Origin of the sequence: Cohnella fermenti, from assembly GCF_004801405.1 — a bacterium.
Lineage (GTDB): Bacteria > Bacillota > Bacilli > Paenibacillales > Paenibacillaceae > Cohnella > Cohnella fermenti.
Genome location: NZ_SSOB01000029.1, coordinates 1 through 24,998, shown reverse-complemented (window position 1 = coordinate 24,998; position 24,998 = coordinate 1). Strand labels below are relative to the sequence as shown.

General features: G+C 58.5%; 22 protein-coding genes, 4 tRNA genes and 1 rRNA gene. 6 read left to right on the top strand and 21 right to left on the bottom strand.

The features are described from left to right. Positions 1 to 183: 183 nt before the first annotated feature. Together E6C55_RS20900 and E6C55_RS20895 are read right to left on the bottom strand one after the other, a co-directional pair. The gene (locus tag E6C55_RS20900; protein WP_136371822.1) at positions 184 to 1,758 is read right to left on the bottom strand and encodes a malate:quinone oxidoreductase; all 1,575 of its coding nucleotides are present in this window, start codon (positions 1,756 to 1,758) and stop codon (positions 184 to 186) included. Between the two features lie 148 nt (positions 1,759 to 1,906). Next, entirely contained in the window at positions 1,907 to 2,722 is an 816-nt protein-coding gene (locus tag E6C55_RS20895; RefSeq protein WP_136371762.1) for a GNAT family N-acetyltransferase, read from the bottom strand. A gap of 234 nt (positions 2,723 to 2,956) precedes the next feature. On the opposite strand from E6C55_RS20895, the gene E6C55_RS34810 reads away from it, so the two are divergent. Next, positions 2,957 to 3,160 carry a hypothetical protein gene (locus tag E6C55_RS34810; protein WP_230986781.1) on the top strand — a complete coding sequence of 68 codons (204 nt, stop codon included), beginning with the start codon at positions 2,957 to 2,959 and terminating at the stop codon, positions 3,158 to 3,160. After that, entirely contained in the window at positions 3,064 to 3,321 is a 258-nt protein-coding gene (locus E6C55_RS35235; protein WP_330999645.1) for a helix-turn-helix transcriptional regulator, read from the top strand. The genes E6C55_RS34810 and E6C55_RS35235 overlap by 97 nt, the downstream gene beginning before the upstream one ends. A 31-nt stretch (positions 3,322 to 3,352) precedes the next feature. Here E6C55_RS35235 and E6C55_RS20885 read toward each other — a convergent pair whose 3' ends face one another. From E6C55_RS20885 to E6C55_RS20825, 13 genes are all read right to left on the bottom strand, one after another. After that, positions 3,353 to 4,528, bottom strand: a complete 1,176-nt coding sequence (locus E6C55_RS20885; protein ID WP_136371761.1) for a serine hydrolase domain-containing protein — start codon at positions 4,526 to 4,528, stop codon at positions 3,353 to 3,355. 68 nt (positions 4,529 to 4,596) lie between these two features. Beyond that, positions 4,597 to 5,022, bottom strand: a complete 426-nt coding sequence (locus E6C55_RS20880; RefSeq protein WP_136371760.1) for a hypothetical protein — start codon at positions 5,020 to 5,022, stop codon at positions 4,597 to 4,599. A 264-nt stretch (positions 5,023 to 5,286) separates the two neighbouring features. Continuing rightward, positions 5,287 to 6,777: a response regulator gene (locus tag E6C55_RS20875; RefSeq protein ID WP_136371759.1), complete on the bottom strand. Its 1,491-nt coding sequence runs from the start codon at positions 6,775 to 6,777 to the stop codon at positions 5,287 to 5,289. Then, positions 6,752 to 8,518 (bottom strand): cache domain-containing sensor histidine kinase, encoded by a 1,767-nt coding sequence (locus E6C55_RS20870; RefSeq protein WP_136371758.1) that lies wholly within the window; start codon positions 8,516 to 8,518, stop codon positions 6,752 to 6,754. The genes E6C55_RS20875 and E6C55_RS20870 overlap by 26 nt, the downstream gene beginning before the upstream one ends. A 196-nt stretch (positions 8,519 to 8,714) precedes the next feature. Continuing rightward, positions 8,715 to 10,337: an extracellular solute-binding protein gene (locus E6C55_RS20865; RefSeq protein ID WP_136371757.1), complete on the bottom strand. Its 1,623-nt coding sequence runs from the start codon at positions 10,335 to 10,337 to the stop codon at positions 8,715 to 8,717. Positions 10,338 to 10,401: 64 nt separating this feature from the next. After that, the gene (locus tag E6C55_RS20860; protein ID WP_136371756.1) at positions 10,402 to 11,274 is read right to left on the bottom strand and encodes a carbohydrate ABC transporter permease; all 873 of its coding nucleotides are present in this window, start codon (positions 11,272 to 11,274) and stop codon (positions 10,402 to 10,404) included. Next, positions 11,274 to 12,239 (bottom strand): ABC transporter permease, encoded by a 966-nt coding sequence (locus E6C55_RS20855; protein WP_136371821.1) that lies wholly within the window; start codon positions 12,237 to 12,239, stop codon positions 11,274 to 11,276. The genes E6C55_RS20860 and E6C55_RS20855 overlap by 1 nt, the downstream gene beginning before the upstream one ends. A 347-nt stretch (positions 12,240 to 12,586) precedes the next feature. Continuing rightward, a complete protein-coding gene (locus tag E6C55_RS20850) occupies positions 12,587 to 13,981 on the bottom strand; it encodes a sulfatase family protein (protein WP_136371755.1) in 1,395 nt (464 codons plus the stop codon). A 150-nt stretch (positions 13,982 to 14,131) separates the two neighbouring features. After that, positions 14,132 to 14,881, bottom strand: coding sequence for a YqjF family protein (locus E6C55_RS20845; RefSeq protein ID WP_136371754.1), 750 nt, complete (start codon positions 14,879 to 14,881; stop codon positions 14,132 to 14,134). A gap of 113 nt (positions 14,882 to 14,994) precedes the next feature. Next, the gene (locus E6C55_RS20840; protein ID WP_136371753.1) at positions 14,995 to 15,270 is read right to left on the bottom strand and encodes a hypothetical protein; all 276 of its coding nucleotides are present in this window, start codon (positions 15,268 to 15,270) and stop codon (positions 14,995 to 14,997) included. A gap of 274 nt (positions 15,271 to 15,544) precedes the next feature. Then, positions 15,545 to 17,683 carry an MMPL family transporter gene (locus E6C55_RS20835; protein WP_136371752.1) on the bottom strand — a complete coding sequence of 713 codons (2,139 nt, stop codon included), beginning with the start codon at positions 17,681 to 17,683 and terminating at the stop codon, positions 15,545 to 15,547. A 91-nt stretch (positions 17,684 to 17,774) separates the two neighbouring features. After that, complete coding sequence (locus tag E6C55_RS20830) at positions 17,775 to 18,386, bottom strand: TetR/AcrR family transcriptional regulator (RefSeq protein WP_136371751.1); 612 nt, start codon at positions 18,384 to 18,386, stop codon at positions 17,775 to 17,777. 75 nt (positions 18,387 to 18,461) lie between these two features. After that, on the bottom strand, positions 18,462 to 18,998 hold the full coding sequence (locus E6C55_RS20825; RefSeq protein WP_230986780.1) for a gamma carbonic anhydrase: 537 nt from the start codon (positions 18,996 to 18,998) through the stop codon (positions 18,462 to 18,464). A gap of 185 nt (positions 18,999 to 19,183) precedes the next feature. Between E6C55_RS20825 and desA the strand changes: the two genes are divergently transcribed. Genes desA through E6C55_RS20805 form a run of 4 tightly spaced genes read left to right on the top strand, consistent with a single transcriptional unit; the run spans position 19,184 to position 22,815 of the window. Beyond that, positions 19,184 to 20,182: a Delta(5) desaturase DesA gene (gene desA / locus E6C55_RS20820; protein WP_136371819.1), complete on the top strand. Its 999-nt coding sequence runs from the start codon at positions 19,184 to 19,186 to the stop codon at positions 20,180 to 20,182. A 37-nt stretch (positions 20,183 to 20,219) separates the two neighbouring features. After that, positions 20,220 to 21,362 carry a sensor histidine kinase gene (locus tag E6C55_RS20815; protein ID WP_136371750.1) on the top strand — a complete coding sequence of 381 codons (1,143 nt, stop codon included), beginning with the start codon at positions 20,220 to 20,222 and terminating at the stop codon, positions 21,360 to 21,362. Then, positions 21,359 to 21,958, top strand: a complete 600-nt coding sequence (locus E6C55_RS20810; protein WP_136371749.1) for a response regulator transcription factor — start codon at positions 21,359 to 21,361, stop codon at positions 21,956 to 21,958. Before E6C55_RS20815 ends, E6C55_RS20810 begins: the two co-directional genes overlap by 4 nt. Before the next feature lie 59 nt (positions 21,959 to 22,017). Further along, complete coding sequence (locus E6C55_RS20805; protein ID WP_136371748.1) at positions 22,018 to 22,815, top strand: helix-turn-helix domain-containing protein; 798 nt, start codon at positions 22,018 to 22,020, stop codon at positions 22,813 to 22,815. A 155-nt stretch (positions 22,816 to 22,970) separates the two neighbouring features. Here the strand turns inward: E6C55_RS20805 and E6C55_RS20800 are convergent, their stop codons facing one another. The 6 genes from E6C55_RS20800 to E6C55_RS20775 all read right to left on the bottom strand — a co-directional run. Further along, a complete protein-coding gene (locus E6C55_RS20800; protein WP_136371747.1) occupies positions 22,971 to 23,960 on the bottom strand; it encodes a formylglycine-generating enzyme family protein in 990 nt (329 codons plus the stop codon). Positions 23,961 to 24,358: 398 nt separating this feature from the next. Beyond that, positions 24,359 to 24,433 (bottom strand) — tRNA-Gly (locus tag E6C55_RS20795). 51 nt (positions 24,434 to 24,484) lie between these two features. After that, positions 24,485 to 24,561: transfer RNA gene (locus tag E6C55_RS20790), tRNA-Asp, on the bottom strand. Between the two features lie 40 nt (positions 24,562 to 24,601). Then, positions 24,602 to 24,693: transfer RNA gene (locus E6C55_RS20785), tRNA-Ser, on the bottom strand. 3 nt (positions 24,694 to 24,696) lie between these two features. Beyond that, positions 24,697 to 24,772, bottom strand: a tRNA-Asn gene (locus E6C55_RS20780). A 102-nt stretch (positions 24,773 to 24,874) separates the two neighbouring features. After that, positions 24,875 to 24,998 (bottom strand): 23S ribosomal RNA (locus E6C55_RS20775); the annotation flags it as partial.

The window sequence follows — 24,998 nt, the reverse complement described above, 5'->3', positions numbered from 1 at the left end:
CCGGATTCGATAATAGGGGCTTTCGACTTATCTTACCTTATAACGAACCGTTTGAGTAGAGATTATCGGGAATTCCTAATTCATCCGGCAGAACAGAAGCGGCAAAAACCCCTCGATCCGCCGAAACGAACCGAGAGGCGCTGAATCGTTGCTTATGACGTGCGTTTTGCGATGCCATGCGAATTACGATACGGTGCGTCCTGCCGCTTGCACCGTCATCTTGGCAGCGAGGCCGAGCGTCTGCGACGTCGTCTCGTGCAGCTCTTGGATAAGCTCCGGGTGGTTGAGCAACGATAAGCCGTAGGAAGGAATCATCTCGCGAAGCTTCGGCTCCCACTCCTGCTTGTGCTGCGGGAAGCACTTCTCGATCACTTCCAGCATGACGGACACGGCCGTGGAAGCGCCCGGCGAAGCGCCGAGCAGCGCCGCGATCGAGCCGTCGGCCGCGCTGATGACCTCCGTGCCGAACTGCAGCGTTCCCTTGCCGCCAGCTTCGGTGTCCTTGATGATCTGCACGCGCTGGCCGGCGACGAGCAGCTCCCAATCCTCGCTCTTCGCGTCCGGAACGAACTCACGGAGGGCCTCCATGCGCTTCTCCTTCGAGAGCAGCACCTGCTTGATCAGATACGTCGTGAGCGACGCGTTCTTCGCGCCGGCCGCCAGCATCGTGAACAGGTTATGCGGCTTAACCGACTTGATCAGATCGAGCATGGACCCGAACTTCAGGAACTTCGGCGTGAAGCCCGCGAACGGTCCGAACAGCAGCGATTCCTTGTTCTCGATGAACCGGGAATCCAAGTGCGGAACCGACATCGGCGGCGCGCCGACCGGCGCCTGGCCGTATACCTTCGCATGGTGCTTCGCCACGACCTCGGGGTTCTTGCACACCATGAAGAGGCCGCTCACCGGGAAGCCGCCGACGCCCTTGCCCTCCGGAATGCCCGACTTCTGGAGCAGATGAAGGCTTCCGCCGCCGCCGCCGATGAAGACGAACTTCGCCTTATGCCGCTCGACGGTTCCGCTCCCGGCATCGCGGATCTTCAGCTCCCAGGAGCCGTCCACTGTGCGCTTGATATCGTCGACCTGGCGCTTGAACTGAATATCGACCTTCTTGTTCTTCAGATGAGTCAGCAGATTGCGCGTCAGGGCGCCGAAGTTGACATCCGTGCCGGCATCGCTGCGGGTCGCGGCGATCGGACCGCTTGCCTTCCGGTTCTTCATCATCAGCGGAATCCATTCCTTCAGCTTCTCGGGGTCCTCCGAGTACTCCATGCCGGCGAACAGCGGATTGGCCGCCAGCGCTTCGAACCGCTTCCGCAGGAAGTTCACGTCCTTCTCTCCCTGTACGAAGCTCATATGGGGAACCGGCACGATGAAGTCGTGCGGATTCTTGATCAGCTTGCTGCTCACGAGGTAGGACCAGAACTGCTTCGACACCTGGAACTCCTCGTTGACCTTGACCGCCTTCTTGATATCGATGGAGCCATCCGGCTTCTGGCTGGTGTAATTAAGCTCGCACAGCGCGGAGTGTCCCGTTCCCGCGTTGTTCCATTCGTTGGAGCTCTCTTCTCCCGCGATTGCGCGCCGCTCGAACAACGTGATTTTCCACTCGGGCTTGAGCTCCTTCAGCAAGGTTCCGAGCGTCGCGCTCATGATGCCCGCCCCGATCAGGATTACGTCTGACTGTGATTGTTTAGTGCTCATGTTAACCGTCCTTACCCTATAGATTTGCAGAAGAAAATAGGCGCTCCTGCTCATCGCCACGGCAAGCAAGGCAGCTACCTAATTACGCAACTTTCATAGTTCGATTATAGCATAGTCTGTCGGCATTATTGCTTCATAAAAATATTTGATATAGTTGATAGCTTTCGGCTATTCAAGCCCGCGAACGGCTCGGGTGCGACGGTCACGGGGACAGCTTCGTCCACTGGGAGCGAACATAGCCCAGCCGCATGCCCGCCCGCTCCATATCCCGGTGGCTCGGGGACAGGAAGCCGCATTGGGCGACGACGAGCCGGCACCGCTGCCGGAACGCTTCCGCGATGCGCCGGTTCAGCAGCTCGCCGTGCAGCCCTTGCCGGCGGAATTCGGGCAGCGTCGCGGCGAAGGTGAGGGAAGCGACGTCACCCTCCCTATACAGTACGCCGACGGCGGCCGGAATGTCATTCAGACTCGCGAGCAGGAACGTCCAGCCCGGCCGGCGATGCAGCACCTTGTTGTTCCGGGCGACGTGGGGAATGCCTTGTTCCCCCATTCCGAAGCCTCGGCAATGAATGGAGGCGTACAACTCGAAGCCGTCTTCGCCCAGCTCCTCGATGCGGATGCCGCTGTCCGCTGCCGGGGCCGGTCGTGCCTCCGGTTCGACGAACATCGAGGCGTGGAAGCCCGATGCGTGGAAGCCGAGCTCGGCCAGTCGTCCCAGGAAGGGCGAATCGACCCGGGACGGCACGATCTCGAAGCGGACCTCCCGCTGCCTCTGCGCGTAGAAGGCCGCGATCTCCTCCAGCCGATCGATGTCGCTTGCAGTCAAGCCCTTGACGGTGTTGAACGACGGCCACGGCATCGTCCTGCTGCAGAAGGCGGTCGCCTGGCCGAACGAACGGATCTCGATGCCTTCCGGATTGCCTTCCCTGCCTTCAATGGCGCGCATATGATCAGTCAAGTAGCCGATCTCGGAGCGCTCGATCTCGGCGATCAGCTCGGGAGTCGGAAGCAGCTTCATGGGCACAATCTCCTCTGTTATACTCTAGGTAACGGTTTTATGCGGTTGGCGGTGGCAGTTTGCGATTTATGCGATTTTTCGCATATCATCGTCCAAGTTGCCCGTGATCGTGCCTCGCGAATATGAATTTTCACATTCATTCCTGACGGGCGCGTCGGCAGCGACGAATTTCCGCGCTTATCCTGGCATTCGCATACACACTCTCGGAAAAATACAGCCAGCAAGGAGTCCATCATGCGAGAACATCTCTTCCTTCCGAAGCCGATCTTCCCCAGGCATGTCGTCTTCCCGGACTTTATCGGCGGCTATCGCAATTATCCCGAGCACCGGGTCAATCGCGAATATCGGTCGACGGATCTCGGCCTGGATCGCTACTACAACCTCCATCTCAGACGTTCGGCAGGTCGTTCTCCGACTTCCTGCTCGAATCGAGGCTGATCCAGGCCAAGCGGCTGCTCGTGTCCACTCCGCTGTCCGTGAAGGAGATCGCGCTCGGGTCGGGCTTCTCCCAGTCGAGCTACTTCATCTCCTGCTTCCGCCGCACCGAAGGAATGACGCCGTCGCAGTTCCGCAGCCTGTACAGGCCCGGTGCCGAATAGACCCGGAGCCGAATAAGCCGAATCGAACGGTTCACAACGAGCTGAATACGATGTTGCGCAGCTTGCGGGTGATCGGCAGCGTTCCCGCGTCCTTCCGCTGGGTCATGAACAGGAAGGTGAGATCGTCCTGCGGGCTGTTGCAGAAGTAGGCGCCGAGCCAGCCGTCCCAGCCGTATTCGCCGTCGCTGCCGAGAATGCCGGCCTTGCGGCTGTCCGTCATGATGCGCATCTGGTTGCCGTAGCCATGGCCGCGCAGGGTGTGCCATCCGCTGAACGCCTGCCTCTGCCTCAGCGTCAGCTTCGAGGACGTCATGTAGCGAACGGTCGCCGGGCGCAGCAGCCGGACGCCGTCCAGGCTCCCTTCCCGCAGCAGCATCGTCGTGAAGCGCGCCGCATCGTCGATCGTCGAGACCAGTCCCGCTCCCCCCGACTGGAACGCCGGCTCGCGGTCCATCTGGTGGACGATTCCCAGATGATTGCCCTCGTACAGCTCGAGCCCCTCCGGCCCGTCCGCCGCATACGTCTTCGCAAGCCGGCCGCGCTTGGCGCCAGGCAGCCAGAACCCCGTGTCCGTCATCCCGAGCGGCTCGAAGAGCTCCCGGCGCAGGAATTCTCCGAAGCTCATGCCGCCGACAACCTCGACGACCGCCGCGAGAACGTCCGCCGAAGTCCCGTATTGCCACGAGGCGCCCGGCTGGAACGCCAGCGGGCATTCGCCCAACCGGTTCATCGCCTCCACCGTCCCCAGCGGAGAATCGCCGAGCAGGCGTTCGTCGATCTCCCGGAACAGCGCTTCGGTCTGCCGGCCCGGCTCGCCGGGTCCTCCATAGACAAGCCCAGACGTCATATTCAGCAAGTCGTACAGGGTCATGTCCCGCTCCGTCGGAACGAGCTCGCCGTCCTTCGCCACCTGCTGATTGCGGAAGCCCGGCAAGTACCGGCCGACCGGGTCGAACAGATCGATCGCTCCGCGTTCGAGAAGAAGCATCACGGCGGTCGCCGTGACCGGCTTGGTCATGGAGTACAGGCGGAAGATCGAGTCCCGGCGAATCGGAGTTCCCGCTTCCCGATCAGCCAACCCGTCTTCATGGTAATATTGTTCTGCGCCGCCGCGAATAATCATCAGATTCGCGCCTGCGATCTCCTGGCGGTCAATGCTCGTCTTCAGTGTCTCGTTCAGTCGTTCGATCGTCTTGGCATCCAACATGGTTTACCGTCTCCTCTTCGTCTCCAATGGTCCGCGTCTGTTGCATCCATTCCCCAGCCTGCGGATTGTTACCGCTTGCATCTTATGCTACAGGCTCTGAGCTTGTAGAGCAACCATGTTCGGACGAGCGGCTCTCCGTCGGGGTGGACGGCCACCTTGTTCCTGTACAGGAAGTCGTCCGGGGCAACTCCGAGCTTCCCGAGAGGAGCGACCGGCTCGCGGCAGACCCACTCCTCGAACGGAATCGCCGACCCGACCGGACGAACGAACCGCTCCTGCGGAAGCACATAGAGTGCGCCGTCCGTCCAGGGCCGGTTGTTCATCGTCTGGCCGTTCAACGAATAGTAGTGGTACCTCGTCCTGCGGCCCGCGATGCAGCCGTTGCGGAAGCTGCCGACCAGGCCCGCCCGGCGGAACACCGCGTAGAACACGGCCCAATCCGGGTCCGGCGACGCGAACACGGCCCTCGCCTGCTCGCCGCTCCACAGCGTCATCTCGCGCGGCTCGAGCTCTGACCGACGGCGTAAGCAGCAGCGCCCATAGAAGAGATTGCATCAGTAACACCTCCGTCACGTATACAATCGATTGAACCACGTGCCATAGAGCTTGCTCTCTCTCAAGCGGTTCTACTCCCTATCAGGACGATCTATTCTGGCCGAGAATCTCTTGATTGCCATTCCTAATAATTGACGACATGCGCCAAGAACACGTCCGATAAAGGATACCACAACAAAGCAGGCTCCGCCCGGGCTTCGGTCCTACAGCCGTGCGGACAAGCCCTGGTTCAACCGATAGTGGCTCGGGCTGACGCCGAATTGCTTCTTGAATATCTTCGCGAAGTAGAAGTAGTCCTCGTAGCCGGCCCTCTCAGCGACGGCGTTGATCGACAGCTCCGTCTCCGTCAGCAGCGCACAGGCATGGTCGAGCCGAATTTTCATCAGGTGCTTCGTGAACGTCGACTTCAGCTCTCTCTGGAACAAATTGCTGACGTAATTCGGATGCAGCTTGAACCTCTCGGCAACGGAAGACAGCGACAGGTTGTCGGCGTAGTACTCTTCCATATAGGCGACAATGCCCTTCATCGCCGCATGCGAGACGGCTCCCGTCGCCGGAGCAGACAAGAGCAGCGCCGATTGCAGCTCCTTCGCGCAGAAGGCGATCATCCTCCCCGCATCCCCGAACAGCTCAAGCAGCGTCGAATAGGACGGCGCATAGTCTTCCATCACGCTGTATTCTTGCGGCTCCTCCTCGACCGCCTGTCCCCGCATGATCAATGTCTGAACGAGGCCGTAGAGTTGAACGGCGTGCCGAATATCGGAATGTCCCTCGCGGAAGAGTGCTTTCAACTGATTCAAGATGTCCGATATCGCCGCCGAATTGGCGCTCTTGAAGGAATGAGCGAGCCGCAGAAGCAGCTCGGTCGGCTCCGCTGCGGGCTCGCGATAGACGTGGACGCCTCCCTTGACCCCCGTGAGGAAGTAGCTGCTTGCCGCCCATGCCGCCGTCTGAATAGCCGCCTCCAGCCGCTCCTCCGATTGGACCCGGACTCCGACGCCAACGCCGTCCAGCCGCTGCTCAGATCGGGACAAGGCAGCAAGAACGGAGTCAAGATGCCCTCTGTCGATCAGAACCCCGGTCGATCTTCGCCCCGTCTTCAGCAGCAGATGCGGAACCTCCGGGAGCGACAGCCCTGCTCCCGCTTCCTCTCCGCATGCATCCGCTTCCCGTGCGTTGCGAAGCACGCAGATGACGCTCAATTCGGCCGCTTGGGCCGGGAGCCTGTGGCGTAGAAGAATGTCGCGAATGAGCGGCGCCTCCTCCGGCAGCCTGTTCTGCAGCAGCGATGCCAGCAGCAGCCCGGACGTACGCTTCGCCTGATCCAGACGCGACTTGAGGAGGATCAGCAAGTCGGCCAGTTCCTTCTCGTCCACCGGCTTGAGCAGATAATCGGCCGCCCCCAGTTGGAGGGCTTGCTTGACATAATTGAATTCCGAGTAGCCGCTGATTACCACGAATTCCGCCTGAATTCCCCGTTCTCTGGCTCGGGCCATCAAGACGAGGCCGCTGATGCCGGGCATCCGGATATCCGTCAGAACAACATCCGGGCACTCCTCCTCCAGCCTCCTCAGCGCATCCTCGCCGTTGTATGCCTCTCCCGCAATTCGGAAGCCGAAGCTCTCCCAGTCCGCTTTGGCTCTCAGGCTCCGGACAATCCACTTCTCGTCATCCACCAGCAGAACCGAATACATTCGCGCCCCCCCTTCCCGGCAGCCGCAAGATCACCGTCGTTCCGGCTCCTTGCTCGCTCTCGATCGTGAGCCCGTACGGCTCGCCGTAAGCCCCTCGAATTCTCCTACCTACATTGGCAACGCCGATCCCGTTCCTCCCTTGTTTCCGCGCCTCCACCGGAGCGTCCCTCCACAACAAGCTTTCCCGAAGCTCCTCCAGCCGGTCCGAAGCGATTCCGGTCCCGTTGTCTGCGATGGCGATACGCAGGTCGCCCTCGGCTCCCTCGCATACTCGAACCGTCAGCAGTCCTTTGCCGAGCATCAGCTCCAATCCGTGGAACACCGCATTCTCGATGAGCGGTTGCAGCAGCATTTTCTTCACCTTAACGCCCATAAGCGAGTCATCGATATCGAACGCCACCTCGAAGCGGTCCTCGAAGCGTATTTGTTGAATCTCCAGATACTTCCTGACAATCTCGAGTTCCTCCCGCAACGCCACCTCTTCCTGCTCCTGAATGCTGTAACGGAAGATTCCGCTGAGCGCCGACGTCATCGTCATAATCTCCCTAACACCGCGAACGGCGGCGATTCCTTGAATGGTCTCCAGCGTGTTATATAGAAAATGAGGGTTGATCTGGCTGTTCAGGAAGGCAATCTCGGCTTGCTGCCGAAGCAACTGCAGTTCGTACTCCCGAGAATGCGAATCGAGCAGTTCGCCCGTCAGCTCCCCAATCTCGTCCAGCATCTGGTTGAACTTGGCCGCAAGAACGTGAATCTCCATATAGCCTTCCAGTTCGACCCGCTCGTTAAACGCAGTCTCTCCGTTCCGCTTGACGGCTTGGAGGAAGTGAAACAGCTTGCCAAGCGGCCTTACAAGATTACGGGCGATTAACAGATAGACGATCAGAAGAACAAGCATCAGGATGGCGAGCAACATCACAATATCCGACCGAACGACCTCGATGCCGCCGTAAAGCTCATTCTTCGGAAGAACGCTGACCATCGTGAATCCGATGCCGGGAATTGTTTTCTCCGTCACGATGAACGCCCCTCCGGGCTCCTCTGCCGTCAACCCGATTCGAGTCGTATCGTTGCTCGCGAGAATGACGCGACTCTCGTCCAGAATGTAGAAGTAACCGGTCGTCTTCTCCGAAATGTCCTCGATCGTGCGGCTCAGCGTCCCTGCATCCAGCAGCATAAAGAAAGTCCCGATGATGTCCCCGTAATGCGAGCCTTGACCGATTCCGCGAATGGGCGACGCAACGAGAAGATACATCCCTTCCGTCCCATTGTACGCAAGCTGCAGGACCCCCGCGTATTGTACGCCGGTTCCGTGCATGGGATGGCTTCTCAACTGCTCGATGACTTCGCGATAATGCTCTTGCACCTTGGCATCGTACCCAAGATTAAACGAATTGCCGTTCTCTCCCACAAGCACGAAATCGACGATTCCGCGCTTGATCCCCTTCATCTTCTCGAGCAGCGCGGTCATCTCCGTGTACAGTACATATTTATTCAGGCTGTTCGATTCGAGCAAGAAGCGCTGAACCGTGTCATTGTAGGCAACGGAGGCGACAATCCGGTCAAGCGCATCAAGCTCGTCGATCATGCCGGACTCTACATTGGCCATAATCTCGCTCGTGTAATCGTTGTTCTTGTCGTAGATGACACTGGAGATTCGATTGAAGTATATAATCTGCAACGCAATCACGCCGACCAGCGTGCCGAACAGAAGACAGAGAAGCTGATTCTTAAGCGTCATTCTTCTCAGGAATGGAAGCAGGGCGATCGCCTCTCTCTCTTGGCCTTAATCCATGCAGGGCCGTCCGGAACAAGCCAGGCTCGCGGCCGAGGCCCCTCTCCGCGAGGTTCCTCCCATTGTACAGGTACATGCGCCTCCGCAACAAGGCCAAAGGCCAGCCCGCTCGCCCGTGAGCGAACTGGCTGGCCGGCATTCGTTATTGAATGCCCTTCTCCGCAACGATTGCGTTGACTTCCTCGATCGCCTTGCTCATCCCCTTGCCTTCATAAACCTTAAGCTGCTTGGCCCAGGCCGTCTCGACGTCTTCGCTGCCAAGGACGATCTTCGTGATGTCGTCCATGTAGCCGTTAATGACAGACTGGAAGCTGTTCTTCTCCGTCGAATTGATCAGGTCGACATTGAAGTTGATCGGAATCGGCTTCGCTTCAGCGATCAGCCTGTCGTACATATCATAAGAGAGGTTGACCAGATTCTCGCCGTAGAGAGACGCCCGCACCTCGCGCGGCACATTGCGGCTGTGGCCGACTCCGTCCAGATAGATGAAGAACTTGTAGCTCGGATAGTTCACGCGGTTCTCGCTTGGCACGATGGTGCCGTTCTCCTTCGTGTAGTCCTCACCTTCGAAGCCGTAGGAGTACAAATCCTGGCCCTCCTCGGACAGGTTGAAGTCGATGAACTTCAGCAGAGCGTCGAATTCGTCGTCGCTCAGCTTCGAGCTGAAGTAAATATCGGAATACGCGGTCGATTGGTAGAAGCGATACTGATTGCCGTCCGGAGCCGTCCAGCCCGGCAGAATCGTAATCGAATCCTCGAACGACTGATTCGGATTCGCCTTGTCCCACTTCTGCTTGATGGTATACAGGAAGTTGTCGCTGATTTGAACGGCGAGAGCGCCGACATTGCCCTGCGAGAACTTGTCCATTCCGTCGTTCGTCTTCAGAAGAGCGAAGTCCGGATCGAGCGCGCCGTCGTCGTAGAGCTTCTTGAACTTCGTCAGATAATCCGTCATTCCCGTCGAGGCAATGGAAGGAATCCACTTCCCGTCTTCCTGCATCCACCCCTTGATGTTCGGCACGGAGGAGCCGAGCGCGAGCAGCGTGCCGAATACGTCGCTGAAGTTATGCGTCAAGCCGATTGTGTCCGCCTTGCCGTTGCCGTCCGGGTCATTCTTCGCGAATGCGGCGAACATGGCTTCGTATTCCTCGAACGTCTTCGGCGTCTCGATCCCCAGCTTCTCCATCCAATCCTTGCGGACAACATAGCCCCGCTCCGTCGCGTACTCGTCGGAGGACAGCTTCGTCAGACGAGGAATGAAGTAGAACTTGCCGTCAATGGCGAGCGGCTTGACATCTGGCATCTCCATGATCTTCTGCAGATTCGGGTAGGCGCTCAGATCGTCCGGCAATGCATGCAGCAGCCCCTGCTTGATCCAGGTGTCCACCGTCGGGGTCAACCGGAAGTCGGTTACGAACATGTCCGGAAGCTGTCCAGAGGCCGCCCACAGATTGAACTTCTCCTTATAGTCGTTCCAGGTGACGGCCTGCGCCTCGAACGACAGGTTCGTCTTCTCCTCGACCGTCTTGAGCAGCTTATCGGTTGCCGGGTCCGTCAGGTTCGTCGCCACATCCCACAGGGCTACCGTCACGTCGTAGGGTTTGGAGGCTCCCGTCCCTCCAGCGGAAGCCGTTGCCGCCGAGGAAGCGGCCGGCGACCCCGAGGAAGATTCTTGATCGGACTCCTTGCCGCATCCGGCAAGGAGTCCGGCGGTCAGGGCGAATACTGAAGCGATAATACCGACATTAGTCCAATTTTTGCTCACGTGGAACCCTCCATTATTCTATTCGACTCATCTATTTTAAGGCGTTGCCTCAAAACCGAATACCTTATTCCTTCACCGCGCCAATCATAACCCCGGAGGTAAAGTAACGCTGCAGCCACGGGTAGACGAGCATAATCGGAATAACCGTCACGACGACCATCGCCATCTTGATTCCGTTCGTGAACACATTCGCCGCTACGGTGAAGTCCGCTGCGAGATCGGCGCTCATCATCTGGCTGACGTCCGACAGCATCTGCCTCAGATACAGTTGGAGCGGCTGCTTCGTCACATCCTGGATATAGATCATCGCATGCCACCATTCGTTCCAACGATCGACCGCATAGAACAGGCTGATAGCCGCAATCGTCGGAAGAGAAATCGGCAGAATAATTCTCATCAGAATCTGGATATCGTTGGCGCCGTCGATTCGCCCCGCTTCCTCCAGCGCTTCCGGTACATTGCGGAAGTAGCTCATCATAATGATCAAATAATAAGTGTTCACCATAACCGGAAGGATCATTGCGAAGACGTTATTCAGTAGATGATAATCCTTCATAGCGAGGTACGTCGGCACAATGCCGCCATGGAACAGCATCTGGAAGATAACGAGTCCGACGAAGATCCGGTTGCCCGGCATTCTTTTCTTGGTCAGCGCATAGGCCCCGAAGACAGTCGTGATCATGTTGACGGCGGTGCCCGCCAGCGTAACGAACAGCGATACCCCGAGCGCATCCCACACCTCCCGCCCCTTGAAGATCAGCTCGTACGAGCTGAAGTCGATGACGGTCGGAATCAGGTATAACGGCTGCCGCGCCACCGCGGCAGGTGTTGCGAACGACTGGATAAAGACGTTATAGAACGGAAGAATCATCATGGCTGCCGTCAGCAACAGAATCGCATGAATTCCAAGATCGGCGGATGTGAACCTCTGCTTCATTAGAACAACCCTCCATGCCCTCTGGACTTGACGGCGTAATGTGCGGCAAGCAGCAGCAAGCAATTGATGACCGACTTGAACAGACTGACTGCGGTAGTGAAGCCGAAGCTTGCGCCTTGCAGGAAGGTCGCTCGATAGATGTAAGTATCCAGGATATCCGAGGAGTCGCGAACAGCCGCGTTGTCCATGTTGAATATCTGATCGAATCCCGCTCCGCCCATTACATTGCCAAGCGCCAGAATAAACAGGACAAGCACCGTTCCCTTGATCGCGGGCCATGTAATCGCCGTTATTTTGCGCAGGCGACCCGCGCCGTCGATCTCTGCCGATTCGTACATCTCCGGGTTAATGCCGGAGATGGCGGCAAGGTAGATGATCGTTCCCCAGCCCAGCTCCTTCCAGATGCTCGTCCCGAACAGAACGCCCTTGAAGCTTCCGGCATCGGTCAACAGATTCGTCTTCTCCATTCCCAGCGATTGCAGAATGATATTGAAGACGCCCATATCGCCGAGGAAGTTCAGCATGATGCCCGAGATGATGACCCAGGACAGGAAGTGCGGGAATGTGTATACGATCTGGTAGAAAGTGCGCGCCCTCTTCCTCCGCACCTCATTGATAAGAAGCGCGAACAGAATCGGTACCGGGAATTCGAAGAGCAGGCGGCCGAAGGCGATAATAAGCGTATTCGAGAATACCCGCTTGAACTCGTACATGCCGAACAGCTCCCGGAAGTTGTCAAGGCCGGTCCACGGGCTTCCGGTAATCGATTGATAATTGTACTCCTTGAACGAGAGCAGCAATCCATACATCGGCACATACTGGAAGAGCGCCATATAAGCCATTAGCGGAAGCAGCAACACATATAAATATCGCGATTCCCATATGGCCCTCCCCCTCTTGCCTCTTGCCGGATTGGACTCCTTCAGCGTAAGGCTCGCCGCGTGGGCGGCCTCCGTCTTGGTCATGGCCACCGGTCGTTCTCCCCTTCCTCTGTCATCTTGCCTTGAATGTAACCTTATTGTAAGAGCAACCGGGCGGGCGGGGTATGGCAGGGGTTAAGGTGCGTATAGATTATTGTAAGAAAAGTTCACTTCGAAGACAGATTAGCGGACACATAATGATAGAAGAAAGCGCTGTTATTCATTCGGTCCAGACGGGTCGCCTGGCGTAAGCGCAACCATTCGGGTGGTTCCGGGCTAATCCCTGGTGATGCCCCGTCTTAAGTGAGGTTTCTTGCCGCATGTTATCGCCAAACATTCCGGAACATAGAGAGAACCGCCGGGGATCCGTCCCAGGCGGTTCATAGGAATGTTCAAATCGGCGATTCAGAGCGCAGAGCGGCCGCGAATGGATCGTCCAATCGCTCCAGCCAGTCAAGAAGCTCCTTCTCGAGCCCGGCTGCGACTAGGTCATTCGGCGGACACTCCATTCTCCTCGGCTGCAACTGATACGGATCGGCAGCATTGTCGTACAGAAGCCGGACCGGCGGCTGCTCCCTTGCCGAGAAGGGGTGTTGCGCCACATACGTATGCTTCGCGGTTCGAATGCCCCGCCAGCCGAAGCTGTTTATGTCTAGGCCGAGACGGCGAGCTTCCTCATGCTCCGAGACGGAGCCCGGATAATGACAGATGAATGCCGACGAGGGGAGAGTATCTTGCCCGCCCAGCAGATGTACGGAGAGGTCGACTCCTTCCATCGGCTCCGGCACGGGAATATCCAGAAGCCCAAGCAAGGTCGGCGCTTGATCCACGCTATTGATCAATACCGCCTCTCTTCCCGGCTCAATCCTGCCTGGCCATCGGATCAGGAACGGAATTCCGATCGCTTCCTCGTACCAGATGTTCTTATGCTCGAGCCAGCCGTGAGCCCCCATCGTCTCTCCGTGATCGGAGGTCAGGACGATGATCGTGTCGTCCGAGATCCCTTCCTGCTCCAGTTCGTCGAGCAGTCTGCCGAACTGCTCGCTCATTCCGGTTATCGCCGCATAATAATCGCGCAGATGCGCTTCGGCTTGCCCGATGCCGTCTCCGGAGACGTTCAAGGGCAGAACCGTCTCGCAGTCCGAATACCGGCTGCGATAGCATTCTGGAACTTGATCGAACGGCTGGTGCGGAGGATTCCAGGATACATACAGCGCGAATGGCTTGGTCTTGTCCCGCTCCTGCAGAAAGCGGATGGCGACGTCCGTCTCGTGCTTCAGCGACCATTCGTCCGCCTGAATCATCTCCGGACTGTCCATCCAGTAATGCGGTGCATTATGCTCGTCGTGCGCCCCGTACGAATACCAGAAGTCGAAGCCGAGTCTCTTCGGTCCCGGAGGCGTATACGCATCCCAATGACGCGCGCCGGATGCCGGTTCCGGTTCGGCATTCTGTTCGGGCAGATCAAGATGCCACTTGCCGATATATCCCGTCGCGTAGCCGGCCTCCTTCAGAGCGTTCCCGATGCCGGTCTCCCCTTCCCGAAGCGCGACGGACAGGCCCGGCTTGCAGTTGGTCGTCACCCCGTTCGTCAGCGGGAATTTTCCCGTCAGCATCGCCGCCCGGTTCGGCGAGCATAACGGGAAGCAACTGATTGCCCGATCCAACGTCAAGCTCGACTTCGCGAATTCATCAATCTCCGGCGTCAGGACCGGGTCTTCCCCTCGATAGCCCGCCGCCGATCGCCGCCATTGATCTGCGAATACAAACAATAGGTTAGGCTGCATAGACATCCTCCTCGCGATCCGTCTTCCTCCATCTCGCGCAGTCATTCGGTCTGACTGCAACAGCTTCATTATAGAGAGAGGATGGTCAAGGAAGTATGTACGCAGGTAAGATGCGCATGGCGAATTCTAAGCCATGTTCGCTATGATCCCTTAATTAAGCATCTTCATCGGCCATATCAGCACATCGAGAAACTTCGAGTAGGTCAGAATCGGCTTCACATCGGGCAGCTCGATCCCCCATGCCTCGCCCATCGTGTTCTTGTCCGCAATCCATTCCGCCGACTGCAGCGGCCAGGGAAGGTGGTGGATATCGATGGCCATCACGCCGTCTCGTTTAACCGAGTACAAGCGATACCTCTCCGTCAGCCAGTGCAGGCGCGTGTCGGGCTCCGCATGGCAGATCTCGCCGCTTGTCGGATAGTAAATGCCGGCGAAGCTGGCGGAACGCATCCGGGCATCGTTCCTGTCGCAAGCGTAGAGAATCAGCTCCTTCTCCCGCTTCATGCTGATGGCCGCATGGAAATACGGCAAGCCGGTCAATCTCGCCGCTTCGACGGCAAGCCGGCTGGACGCGTCCAGGCTGAAGAAGTAGACGCCCGGCCTGCCGCGGTAAACAACGTAGGTTCGCATATTCAATTCGCAGAACGAGCGCGCAAGCGGGAGCGTCGGCAGCCCTCGAATGCTTAGGGGGCTCACCAGGAATGGCGACACGGATACCCAGGCAGCGCCGTCCCACAAGTCCAATTCGAGCTGCTTCGGGACGTATGGCGCAATCCGCTCCGGTTCGACGGGCCAATGGGCAAACAGCAGATCATGCCACGTCTGCCGAATCCGCCACTTGCCCTTGGGCAATTCAAAAGGACGATGGTCCTGAGCGGCCAGAATATCGTTGGAAGTCATGCATCCGCATCCTCTCGGAGCTTGGTTCATTTAGCATTATTATCCACCGGATGCGGCTTGCTTATCCCAATGTCCTCTTATCTTCCCCTCTCACCTTCCCGTCTTGTCTCCCCTTACCTCCCGCGCTTCATCCTGTCCTCCAGCATCCGAAGCTCCTCATTCGTTTCTCGTACCAAGCACTTGAGGGATATTCCCGCTATTAACGAGGCAATCGCAATCATCAAGCAGACGAGCATCCAGACCGTCCCTCTCAGATCGTTGGTGAAGTTGTCGAAGAGAACCTCGGTGAATTGGCTGCGTGCGAAGAAGACGATCGTCAGAATGAGAAACAAAGCGAAGAGGACAAACAAGATATTGGACAGCTTATTGGTCTTCTCAAAAAAAATCATTGCATTCCCTCCCTCCCTCCTATCAAGTCCGCACGCTTTTGCGATTTTATACTATTTTTCACATTCGTTGGCTTGGCTGGGGCGGGAATCGCGACGTTTTATGTGATTTATAGCATACATCCGGCTCATCTGAGCCGGACTTCCTCCATATACACTATTTATCACATAAAACCGTCCAAACTGCCCGTTACGGAGCCGCGCCAATGCGGTTTTTCACATAAAATGGGCTTCCACCTCGCCGACCGACCGACCAACCGACCAATCGAACCTGCGCCTACGCCTGCTCGAGCTCCTTCTTGATCGAGTCGCCTTCGATGTCGACGTTCGGCAGAATCTTCGCCAGTCCCTTCGGCAGGTACCAGGCGGAGCGGCCGAGAAGCGCCATAACGGCGGGAACAAGCGTCATCCGAACGAGGAACGCGTCGATCAGCACGCCCGCAGTGAGCGAGAAGCCCATGACCTTGATCATCGGATCGTCGACGAAGATGAAGCTGCCGAACACGAAGATCATGATGAGGCCCGCCGCCGTGACGACCCGGCCGCTGAGGCCCATGCCGTCGTAGACGGCTTCCTTCGCGCGGCCCTTATGCGTGAACTCCTCGCGCATGCGGCTGACGAGGAACACCTCGTAGTCCATCGCCAGGCCGAAGAGCAGCCCGGTCAGCAGAATCGGCAGGAAGCACAGGATGACGCCGGGGTTCGCGACATCGAACACGTCCGCCAGATGGCCGTCCTGGAAGATCGAGACGACCGCGCCCATCGTTGCGAAGATCGAGAGCAGGAAGCCGACGATCGCCTTGAGCGGCACGAGAATGGAACGGAACACGAGAGTCAGCAGAACAAAGGCGAGCACGACGATCGCGGTCGCGAAGATCGGGAACGCGTCGTTCAACCGCTCGGAGATGTCGATGTTCAGCGCCGTCGCGCCCGTGACCATCAGCTTGTCGCTGGCGGCGCGAATGTCGTGAACGAGCTGCTGTGTCGCCTTGTCGTTCGGGCCGGTCAGCGGAACGACGCTCAGCAGCGCGATGTCGCCGGTCTGATTCGGGATCGGCGAGGAGACGAAGGCCACGCCCGCGAGCTGCTGCACCTTGGCCGCTTCCGCCGTCGCTTCCTCCGTGATGTCGCCCGTGCCGCTGCCCTTCACGACAACGACCAGAGGCCCGTTAAAGCCGGGGCCGAAGCCCTGCGACAGCAGATCGTAGCCCTTGCGTTCGGTCGAGTAGACCGGTTTGGAGCCGTTGTCCGGAAGGCCGAGCTCCATGTGCCTCATCGGCAGCGCGACAACGACCAGCAGGGCGATCACGACAAGCGCGACGGGAATCGGATAGCGGGAGGCGAACCGCGCCCACTTGTAGGCGAACGGCGTCTGCGTCTTCTTCTCCGCCGGCTTCCTCTTCAGCTTCTTCTGCTTAGGAGCCAGCCGCGAACCGGCGAGCCCGAGCACGCTCGGCAGCAGCGTGACGGCGACGATGACCGCGATCAGCACGGTGAACGCTCCGGCCAGCCCCATGACGGTCAGGAACGGAATTCGGACGATGGACAATCCAGCCAGCGCGATAATGACCGTCAGCCCGGCGAAGATAACCGCGCTGCCCGCCGTTGCATTGGCGCGGGCGACCGATTCCTTCGCCTCCACGCCTTCCGCCATCTGCTGGCGGTGGCGCGAGATAATGAACAGCGCATAGTCGATGCCGACCGCAAGCCCGAGCATAACGGCCAGAATCGTTCCGGTCGACGTGATGGAGAATATATTCGCGCTGTAGTAGACGCACATAATACCGATGCCGACGCCGACGAGCGCGGTCGCGATCGGCATCCAGGACGCCATGAACGACCGGAAGGTGACGATCAGCACGAGCAACGCGAACACGATGCCGACGATCTCGGAGACGCCGATGATCTCCAGCTCGGACATCTGGACGTCGCCGCCAAGCTCGGTCTGCACGCCGGCCTCGCGGGTAATCTCGATGGCGTCCAGGACATGCTCCTTGGACTCCTCGGTCACTTCCGAAGCGGCCGAGCTGTACGTGACGTCGGCGTACCCGATCCTCTGATCCTGGCTGACGGTTCCCGTCGCGAACGGATCGGACACATTGATGACCGCCTGGTCCTGCCTCAGCGCTTCCAGAGCGCTTGCAATCGCCTGCTGGTTCGCCTCGTCGGCCAGCGTTCCGTCCTGGACGGCGAAGATGACGCGAACCGAGCCTCCCGCGGCTTGAGAGAACTCTTCATTCAGCAAGTCGAGCGCATCCTGCGCCTTCGTGCCCGGGATCGACATGTCGTTGCTGATCGGTCCCTTGAACACCATGCCGAGCACAACCGTAATCCCCAGCAGCAGCACCCAGCTCGCAATAACCGCCGACGGCCGACGAACGCACCATTTTCCCAATCGATAAAGCAGCTTAGCCATGTTGAACCTCCACGATCCTCTCCAAGTTGAACTTCTTCTCTGTCAAACATAAACACTCGTTCATTATTGGCGCAAGGCGGAGCAAGCCGGCTCAACACTGCCTGGCCGCCTTCTCCTTAAGCCCTGCGGCGAACACCGCCGCCAGCTCCAGGAACGAATGGCGAATCTGTTCCCGCTCGCTGACGGTCTGAAGCGTAATGCACACCCCCTCGACAATCGTTAGCGCTAATATGGTGACGGCCGTCCGGTCGGTCGGGCCGAGCTCCCCTTGTCCCGGGAACATGACACTCGAGAAAATCTGAACGATAATATCGGTCAGCTCCCGCTTCGCGTGCTCGAAGGAAGACCCCTCGCTCTGCGTCAGCAGAATCTTCGTCTCCCGGCGCGCTTCCTCCAGAAGGGTGATCAGCCGGCTGAATGTCTCGTCGACGAGCCCCATCTGCTCCGGAATATCCTTGAACAGATCCTGGTCGACCTCTTCCTTAAGCGTCAGAATAAGCTGCATGAAGGTCAGATAGGTCGGCCTGATCAGCGCCTGGAACAGCTCATCCTTGCTGCCGAAGTAACGATAAATATTGCCGGTCGTAATGCCCGCCTCGGACGCGATTCGCCTCATCGAGGACTGGCTGTACCCGTACTGGTCGAATTCGTTCAGAGCGGCGGACAGAATTCGGTCGTGAATCTCTTCTTTAAGCGTCTGCATTCGTGAACACCCGTTTACTATTGATGGGATAGGTACAGTATAGCCGGAGAGAACGCCGGATGCAAGGCGGCCCGCTTATGACTCCAGCCCCTTGTAATATTGCCCCTTCTCCACGTACTCCCGGCGAATTCGGCGCATGTCCTCGAAGTCGCTCTCCGTTAGCTCGCGCATCGGCTTCGCCGGCGAACCGACGACCAGCGTCCTTGGCGGCACCTTCTTGCCCGGAGGCACGAGCGCGCCCGCGGCGACCATCGCCTCCTCGCCGATCTCGGCTCCGTCGAGCACGATGGCCCCCATCCCGATCAGCGCCCCCTTGCGCACGATGCAGCTATGCAGAATCGCATTGTGGCCGACCGTCACGTCGTCCTCGATAATAAGCGGGTTGCCGGGACTCTGATGAAGCGTCGAATTGTCCTGGATGCTTGTCCGCTCCCCGATAACGGTCGGCGCCACGTCCCCGCGAATGACGACGTTGTACCAGATGCTCGTCATCTCGCCGATCTCCACGTCTCCCGTCACGACGCTCCCTGCCGCCAGGAATGCCGATTCGTGAATGTCCGGCCGCTTGTCCCCGAACGGATGTATCGTTGCCTTGGTTCCCATTGATTCCATGGATGGCTCCTCCTCGTCATGCCCTGCTCCGTGTCCTGCTCCGCTTGCTTCTCCCATTATAGCCTATTCGACCATGACATTCGTCATATACCCATATGACACTTATGACTTCTTCGATTCCCCTAATCTTCTTACAATGGGAGTATCGATTAAGCATGGGTAATGGAGGACTGCGGCGGATGAGCATGGCGAAGCAAGTGCAGCAGAAGCAATTGCAATTAAAGAAGGACGTAAGCCCGTTCGAGAACACGGACACGAGGAGAAGCGTACGGCAGTTGTTCACCTCCCTCGTTCCTCTGGCGGCGCTCTGGTACGGTTCCTACCTCAGCCTGTCCGTCTCGTTTATTCTGAGTCTCGTTATCGGGGTCGTCGCCGCGGGGTTCGTTCTGCGTACGTTTATTATTTTCCACGATTGCTGTCACATGTCGTTCTTCCGCAACCGCAAGCTCAACAAGATCGTCGGGACGATTACCGGGGCGATCACGCTTACTCCGTTCGAGCAATGGAAGTACAGCCACGCCATGCACCATGCCACGAGCAGCAACCTCGACAAGCGGGGCATCGGGGACATCTGGATTCTGACGGTCGAGGAGTACCGCGCCGCCTCCGTCTGGAAGAAGCTGCAATACCGGATTTATCGCAATCCGATCGTCATGTTCGGCCTCGGCCCGATCTATATCTTCCTGCTGCTGTATCGGTTCAACCGGCGCGGAGCCAAGCGCAAGGAGCGCATCAACACGTACGTCACCAATCTGCTGATCGTCCTGCTGTACGCGGCGCTGATCCTGCTCGTCGGATGGAAGGCGTTCCTGCTCGTGCAAGTGCCGATCTTCTGGTTCTCCGGCGTCTTCGGCATCTGGCTGTTCTACGTTCAGCATCAATTCGAGGAATCCTACTTTGAAAAGGACGACGAGTGGAGTTACGTCAAAGCGGCGGTCGAGGGAAGTTCCTACTACAAGCTGCCGAAGCTGCTCCAATGGATGAGCGGCAACATCGGCTTCCATCACGTCCATCACCTGAGCCCGAAGGTGCCGAATTATCGGCTCGAGGAAGCCCACAACGCGACGCCGCCTCTGCAGCAGGCCACGACGATCACGCTGCGAACAAGCCTTGCCTCCCTTCGCTTCAAGCTGTGGGACGAAGCCGGCAGAAGATTCGTGCGATTCCGCGACGCTGTGCTATGATGGAAGAGATGTCACAGCCGCTCTCTGGAGGATCGCCTTGAACAAGTGGTATTCCATATTCCAGCGGAACACGGGCCTTAATCCTTACGTATGGCTCGTCTTCTGCATTCTGCCCTTCTACTTCATTTTCCGTTCGTCCCATACGCCGCAGGTCGTCGCCGGCATCGTCCTCGTTGTCGTGTTCTTCATCAGCTATCGGCTCGCCTTCATGTCCAAGGGCTGGAAGGTCTACTTCTGGACAAGCGTGCAGATCGTTGTCGCGATCACGATGTCGCTGCTGTTCGAGTACGTCTACTTCGCGCTGTTCCTCGCGTACTTCATCGGCACGATCGAGAATCGGGCGGGCTTCATTACGATGTACGTCATCAACCTGGCCACGACCTTCCTGACGATGAACTACGGCCTCGCTTCGTCCAAGCCTCTGTTCCTGTCCCAGTTCCCGTTTATATTCATCAACTTGCTTGTTGTCATTCTGCTCCCGTTCAACATTCACAACAGCAAGAAGCAAGGCAGGCTGGAAGGACAACTGGAGCATGCCAACAAGCGGATCTCCGAGCTCGTCGTCATGGAGGAGCGGCAGCGCATCGCCCGGGATCTTCACGATACGCTCGGCCAGAAGCTGTCGCTTATCGGGCTGAAGAGCGATCTGGCGAGCAAGCTGACGGTGGCCGACCCTCTCCGGGCGAAGAAGGAGATGAAGGACGTCCAGCAGACGGCGCGCGTTGCGCTGAAGGAAGTGCGGGAGCTCGTCACCCAGATGCGGGGAACGCGGCTCGAGGAGGAGCTGCACCACGTCCGGCAGATTCTGGGCGCGGCGCAGATCGAAGCCGCCATCGACGCCCCGCCCGCCGAGACGGGCGCCACGCTGCTGACGGAGAACGTGCTGAGCATGTGCCTCAAGGAGGCGGTCACCAATGTCGTGAAGCATAGCGGAGCGGAGCGCTGCGAGGTGCTGATCGAGCGGAATTCGAGCGGCCTGACCGTAACCGTCCGGGATGACGGCGTCGGGCTGCGCGGGGTGTCCGAGCCACTGGCGCGGGGGAACGGCATCCGCGGCATCAAGGAGCGGTTGGAGTTCGTGAACGGCTCGCTCCAGCTTCGGTCGGAGCGCGGGTTGACGATTGTCATGCATGTGCCTACGATTGACGCAGCCAACCAAGGATGGGGGTCAACGGAATGATACGAATCGTTATCGCGGAGGATCAGCGGATGCTGCTCGGCGCGCTCGCCTCCCTGCTCGATCTGGAAGACGACATGCAGGTCGTCGGCCGGGCAGGCAACGGCGAAGAAGCGCTGAAGCTGATTCGCGAGCGGAAGCCGGACATATGCGTCATGGATATCGAGATGCCGGTCAAGACCGGCCTGGACGCCGCCGAGGAGATCCGCGGGCTGGGCTGCAAGGTGATCATTCTGACGACGTTCGCCCGCGCCGGCTACTTCGAGCGTGCGCTCCGCGCCGGGGTCAGCGCCTATCTGCTGAAGGACAGCCCCAGCGAAGAGCTTGCCGCATCCATCCGCAGCGTCATGGCCGGCCGGCGCATCTACGCTCCCGAGCTCGTCGACGAGTCGATCCAGCCGGACAATCCGCTCACCGAACGCGAGACGGAAGTGCTCGGCATGATCGCCGACGGCAAGAACACGAAGGAGATCGCCAGCAGCCTCTACATCACGACCGGCACCGTCCGCAACTACATCTCCGTTATTCTGAACAAGCTCAACGTAAGCAACCGCATCGAAGCGATCTCGCGGTTCAAGGAGAAGGGCTGGTTTAAGTAGCACAATCCCATTACAATAGTCGTACACTTTGGTTCACGAGAACAGGACGGTGTCTGACCTTGCCGAACCCATGGTCGATTCGCCCGGTCGCTTATATTTTCTGGAATCGCAAGAAGCAGTTCCTGCTCGATCATGACACGGATGCCAGTTGGACGATGTTCGCGGTCGAGAGCGGACAGTTCGCCTATCGGATCGGGGAGCGGGAAGGAGAAGCGGGCTTCGGGGATATTGTCGTCTGTCCTCCGGGCATTGCGTTTCACCGGAGGACGATTACGCCGCTGAGCTTCCACTTCATTAAATTCGATTGGGAGGAACAGCCGTCCCCGGAGGAAGCGGAGCTGCGCAGCGGGCGGTGGACGATCAAGGACGCCGATCGTCTGCTCTCGACGTACCGCTATCTGAAGGAGATCGGGAGCGGCATTCGCCAGGAACCGGGACATGGCCGCATGAAGCATATGGTGGAGGATCTGTGGAGGCAACTGGAGATGGAACGGAGCCGGGCCGCTTCCGAGGCGGACTCGGAGGCGGGCGAACCCGACCCGGACATGCAGGAGGCCCGGCGCTGGCTGCAGGAGCATGCCTTCGAGCCGTTCGCGATGAGGGAGCTGTCCGATGCTCTCGGCATCAGTCCCGTGCAGTTGACGAGACGGTTCCGCGCGGCCTACCGTTCGACCCCATCCGACTTCACGACAGGGCTGCGGCTCGGCCGCGCGTGCCGCCTGCTGGAGGAGACGTCGCTGCCGCTCGACCGGATCGCGCAGCAATGCGGCTACGAGAACGGCTTCTACTTAAGCCGCGTATTCACGTCCAAGCTGGGCATGACGCCATCGGCGCATCGCAAGCTGCACCGGGTTTAGACCGGGGCTTGCGGGGCGCCGATGCTTGCGATATGGCGACGTTTGGCGATACCGGCGATGCTTGCGGTGTGGCGACGTGTGACGGTATGGCGATGCTTGCGAGGCATCGATGGTTGCGGTGCGGCGATGTGTGGCGATAGAGGCGTCAACGGTCGTTACGGTGTCGCGGAGACGACGCAGCGGAAGCCGATGTTGCCGCTCGAGCTGTCCGGCGTATTCTTGTTCCGGGCTGCTACCCGATAACGGTTGCAGTACGAGCTGTGGCACAGGTAGGAGCCGCCGCGCATCACCCTCTCGGTGCCTTGGCCGGGGCCTTGCGGGTTCGCCTTCTCGCTGTTGGCATAAGCGGCCGGATGGAACCAGTCCCCGCACCATTCCCATACGTTCCCGGCCATATTGTACAAGCCGTAGCCGTTCGGCTTATAGCTGTCGACCGGCGCCGTCCCCGAATAGCCGTCGCTGGCGTGGTCCTTGATCGGGAACTTGCCCTGCCAGATATTGCAGCGGTGCTCGCCGCCCGGCTTCAGCTCGTCCCCCCACGGGTACCTCTTCTGCTGCAGCCCGCCGCGCGCGGCGTATTCCCACTCCGCTTCGGTCGGCAGCCGCTTGCCCGACCACCGGCAATAAGCCATGGCATCATTCCAGGAGACATGGACGACCGGGTGATCGCCGCGACCGTCGAGATTCGAATCCGGCCCTTCGGGATGCGCCCAATACGCCCCGTCCACAACCAGCCACCACGGGGTTCCCGCCGGCGTCTTCGTAACCAGAGCCGCAGTAGCGGGCGAGACGAACAAGTGGAAGACGAACGACCAGCCGAACCGCTCCGCTTCGGTCGCATAGCCGGTTGCCCGAACGAACCGGGCGAATTCATCGTTCGTCACCGCATAGCGGTCCATATAGAAGCCGGACATCTGCACGGGATGAACGGGCCCTTCCCCATCCGCGGGGAAGCCTTCCCGATCGTTCGTCCCCATCAGGAACGAGCCTTCCGGAATGTAGACCATCCCCGACGTATCCGGCGTCTCCTCGACCGGCGTTCTTCTCAGACGCGAGCTAAAGGTTACGCTAGTGTCGTCTGTCGGACCGTCGCCGCCGACGGCAGCGCGACCGGTGGAACAACAGCTTGAATGCTCGTTCTCCATCTTGCAACTCTCCAATTCGTTAGAGGAAGTCTTATTAGCGTAGATCTGAGTCTCATTAGGTTAGGCCGGCTCAACCGGAACGTCCTTATTATAGCATCTTTTCGAGATAACTTTAATCCATTGCGGAATTAAGTTCGCATCTCGTGATTTTATATGATTTTTCGCATTCATCTGCTTGAATTGGCGGGAATTGCGACGTTTTATGTGATTTTTAGCATACATACGACAACTCGGCCCGGAAATTCCTCCACGTATGCTATTTTTCACATAGAATCGCCCAAACGGCCTGTTTCCGAGCTGCACCAATGTGAATTTTCATATAAAATCTCGCATCCGGCGGGAGGCACACCCCTAATAAAAAAAGAAGCTCTCTCGCAGAGCTTCTTGTCGTGTTCATCTGGAGCGGAAAACGGGATTCGAACCCGCGACCTTCTCGTTGGCAACGAGATGCTCTACCACTGAGCTATTTCCGCATATGAAGTTGATCTGTCGGGACAAAGTTGATCTGTTGCCAAGTTGTTAAGTGGCGGAGCCGACGGGATTCGAACCCGCGGTCTCCTGCGTGACAGGCAGGCATGTTAGGCCTCTACACCACGGCTCCGCGCTATGTACAACTTGCTTACTTGCTTGCGCCACCGAAGTGGCGGAGAGAGAGGGATTCGAACCCTCGCACCGCTTACGCAGTCTACTCCCTTAGCAGAGGAGCCCCTTATAGCCACTTGGGTATCTCTCCATATGGCTCCCCGAACAGGACTCGAACCTGTGACAACTCGATTAACAGTCGAGTGCTCTACCAACTGAGCTATCAGGGAATAGGAATGGCTTGCGCCGTCTCAAAGCTTGCGCCTTGATAACCGGATACGAAACGAGTTAGCGTGTATTCAGCATCTTCTTCCTGCCTTGCGTCTGCTTCTTAGGATAAGCCCTCGACCGATTAGTACTCGTCAGCTCCACACGTTGCCGCGCTTCCACCCCGAGCCTATCTACCTGGTGTTCTTCCAGGGGTCTTACCTACTGGGAAATCTCATCTTGAGGCGG

What these genes read in the sequence shown, in the direction of transcription:
- E6C55_RS20825 (WP_230986780.1), bottom strand. Translation starts at nt 18,998, where the DNA reads ATGGAATCAATGGGAACCAAGGCAACGATACATCCGTTCGGGGACAAG.
- E6C55_RS20900 (WP_136371822.1), bottom strand. Translation starts at nt 1,758, where the DNA reads ATGAGCAGGAGCGCCTATTTTCTTCTGCAAATCTATAGGGTAAGGACG.
- E6C55_RS20855 (WP_136371821.1), bottom strand. Translation starts at nt 12,239, where the DNA reads ATGACCAAGACGGAGGCCGCCCACGCGGCGAGCCTTACGCTGAAGGAG.
- E6C55_RS20845 (WP_136371754.1), bottom strand. Translation starts at nt 14,881, where the DNA reads ATGACTTCCAACGATATTCTGGCCGCTCAGGACCATCGTCCTTTTGAA.
- E6C55_RS20880 (WP_136371760.1), bottom strand. Translation starts at nt 5,022, where the DNA reads ATGACGCTGTGGAGCGGCGAGCAGGCGAGGGCCGTGTTCGCGTCGCCG.
- E6C55_RS20885 (WP_136371761.1), bottom strand. Translation starts at nt 4,528, where the DNA reads ATGTTGGATGCCAAGACGATCGAACGACTGAACGAGACACTGAAGACG.
- E6C55_RS34810 (WP_230986781.1), top strand. Translation starts at nt 2,957, where the DNA reads ATGCGAGAACATCTCTTCCTTCCGAAGCCGATCTTCCCCAGGCATGTC.
- E6C55_RS20810 (WP_136371749.1), top strand. Translation starts at nt 21,359, where the DNA reads ATGATACGAATCGTTATCGCGGAGGATCAGCGGATGCTGCTCGGCGCG.
- E6C55_RS20875 (WP_136371759.1), bottom strand. Translation starts at nt 6,777, where the DNA reads ATGTATTCGGTTCTGCTGGTGGATGACGAGAAGTGGATTGTCCGGAGC.
- E6C55_RS20850 (WP_136371755.1), bottom strand. Translation starts at nt 13,981, where the DNA reads ATGCAGCCTAACCTATTGTTTGTATTCGCAGATCAATGGCGGCGATCG.
- E6C55_RS20830 (WP_136371751.1), bottom strand. Translation starts at nt 18,386, where the DNA reads ATGCAGACGCTTAAAGAAGAGATTCACGACCGAATTCTGTCCGCCGCT.
- E6C55_RS20895 (WP_136371762.1), bottom strand. Translation starts at nt 2,722, where the DNA reads ATGAAGCTGCTTCCGACTCCCGAGCTGATCGCCGAGATCGAGCGCTCC.
- E6C55_RS20835 (WP_136371752.1), bottom strand. Translation starts at nt 17,683, where the DNA reads ATGGCTAAGCTGCTTTATCGATTGGGAAAATGGTGCGTTCGTCGGCCG.
- desA (WP_136371819.1), top strand. Translation starts at nt 19,184, where the DNA reads ATGGCGAAGCAAGTGCAGCAGAAGCAATTGCAATTAAAGAAGGACGTA.
- E6C55_RS20870 (WP_136371758.1), bottom strand. Translation starts at nt 8,518, where the DNA reads ATGACGCTTAAGAATCAGCTTCTCTGTCTTCTGTTCGGCACGCTGGTC.
- E6C55_RS20800 (WP_136371747.1), bottom strand. Translation starts at nt 23,960, where the DNA reads ATGGAGAACGAGCATTCAAGCTGTTGTTCCACCGGTCGCGCTGCCGTC.
- E6C55_RS20840 (WP_136371753.1), bottom strand. Translation starts at nt 15,270, where the DNA reads ATGATTTTTTTTGAGAAGACCAATAAGCTGTCCAATATCTTGTTTGTC.
- E6C55_RS20860 (WP_136371756.1), bottom strand. Translation starts at nt 11,274, where the DNA reads ATGAAGCAGAGGTTCACATCCGCCGATCTTGGAATTCATGCGATTCTG.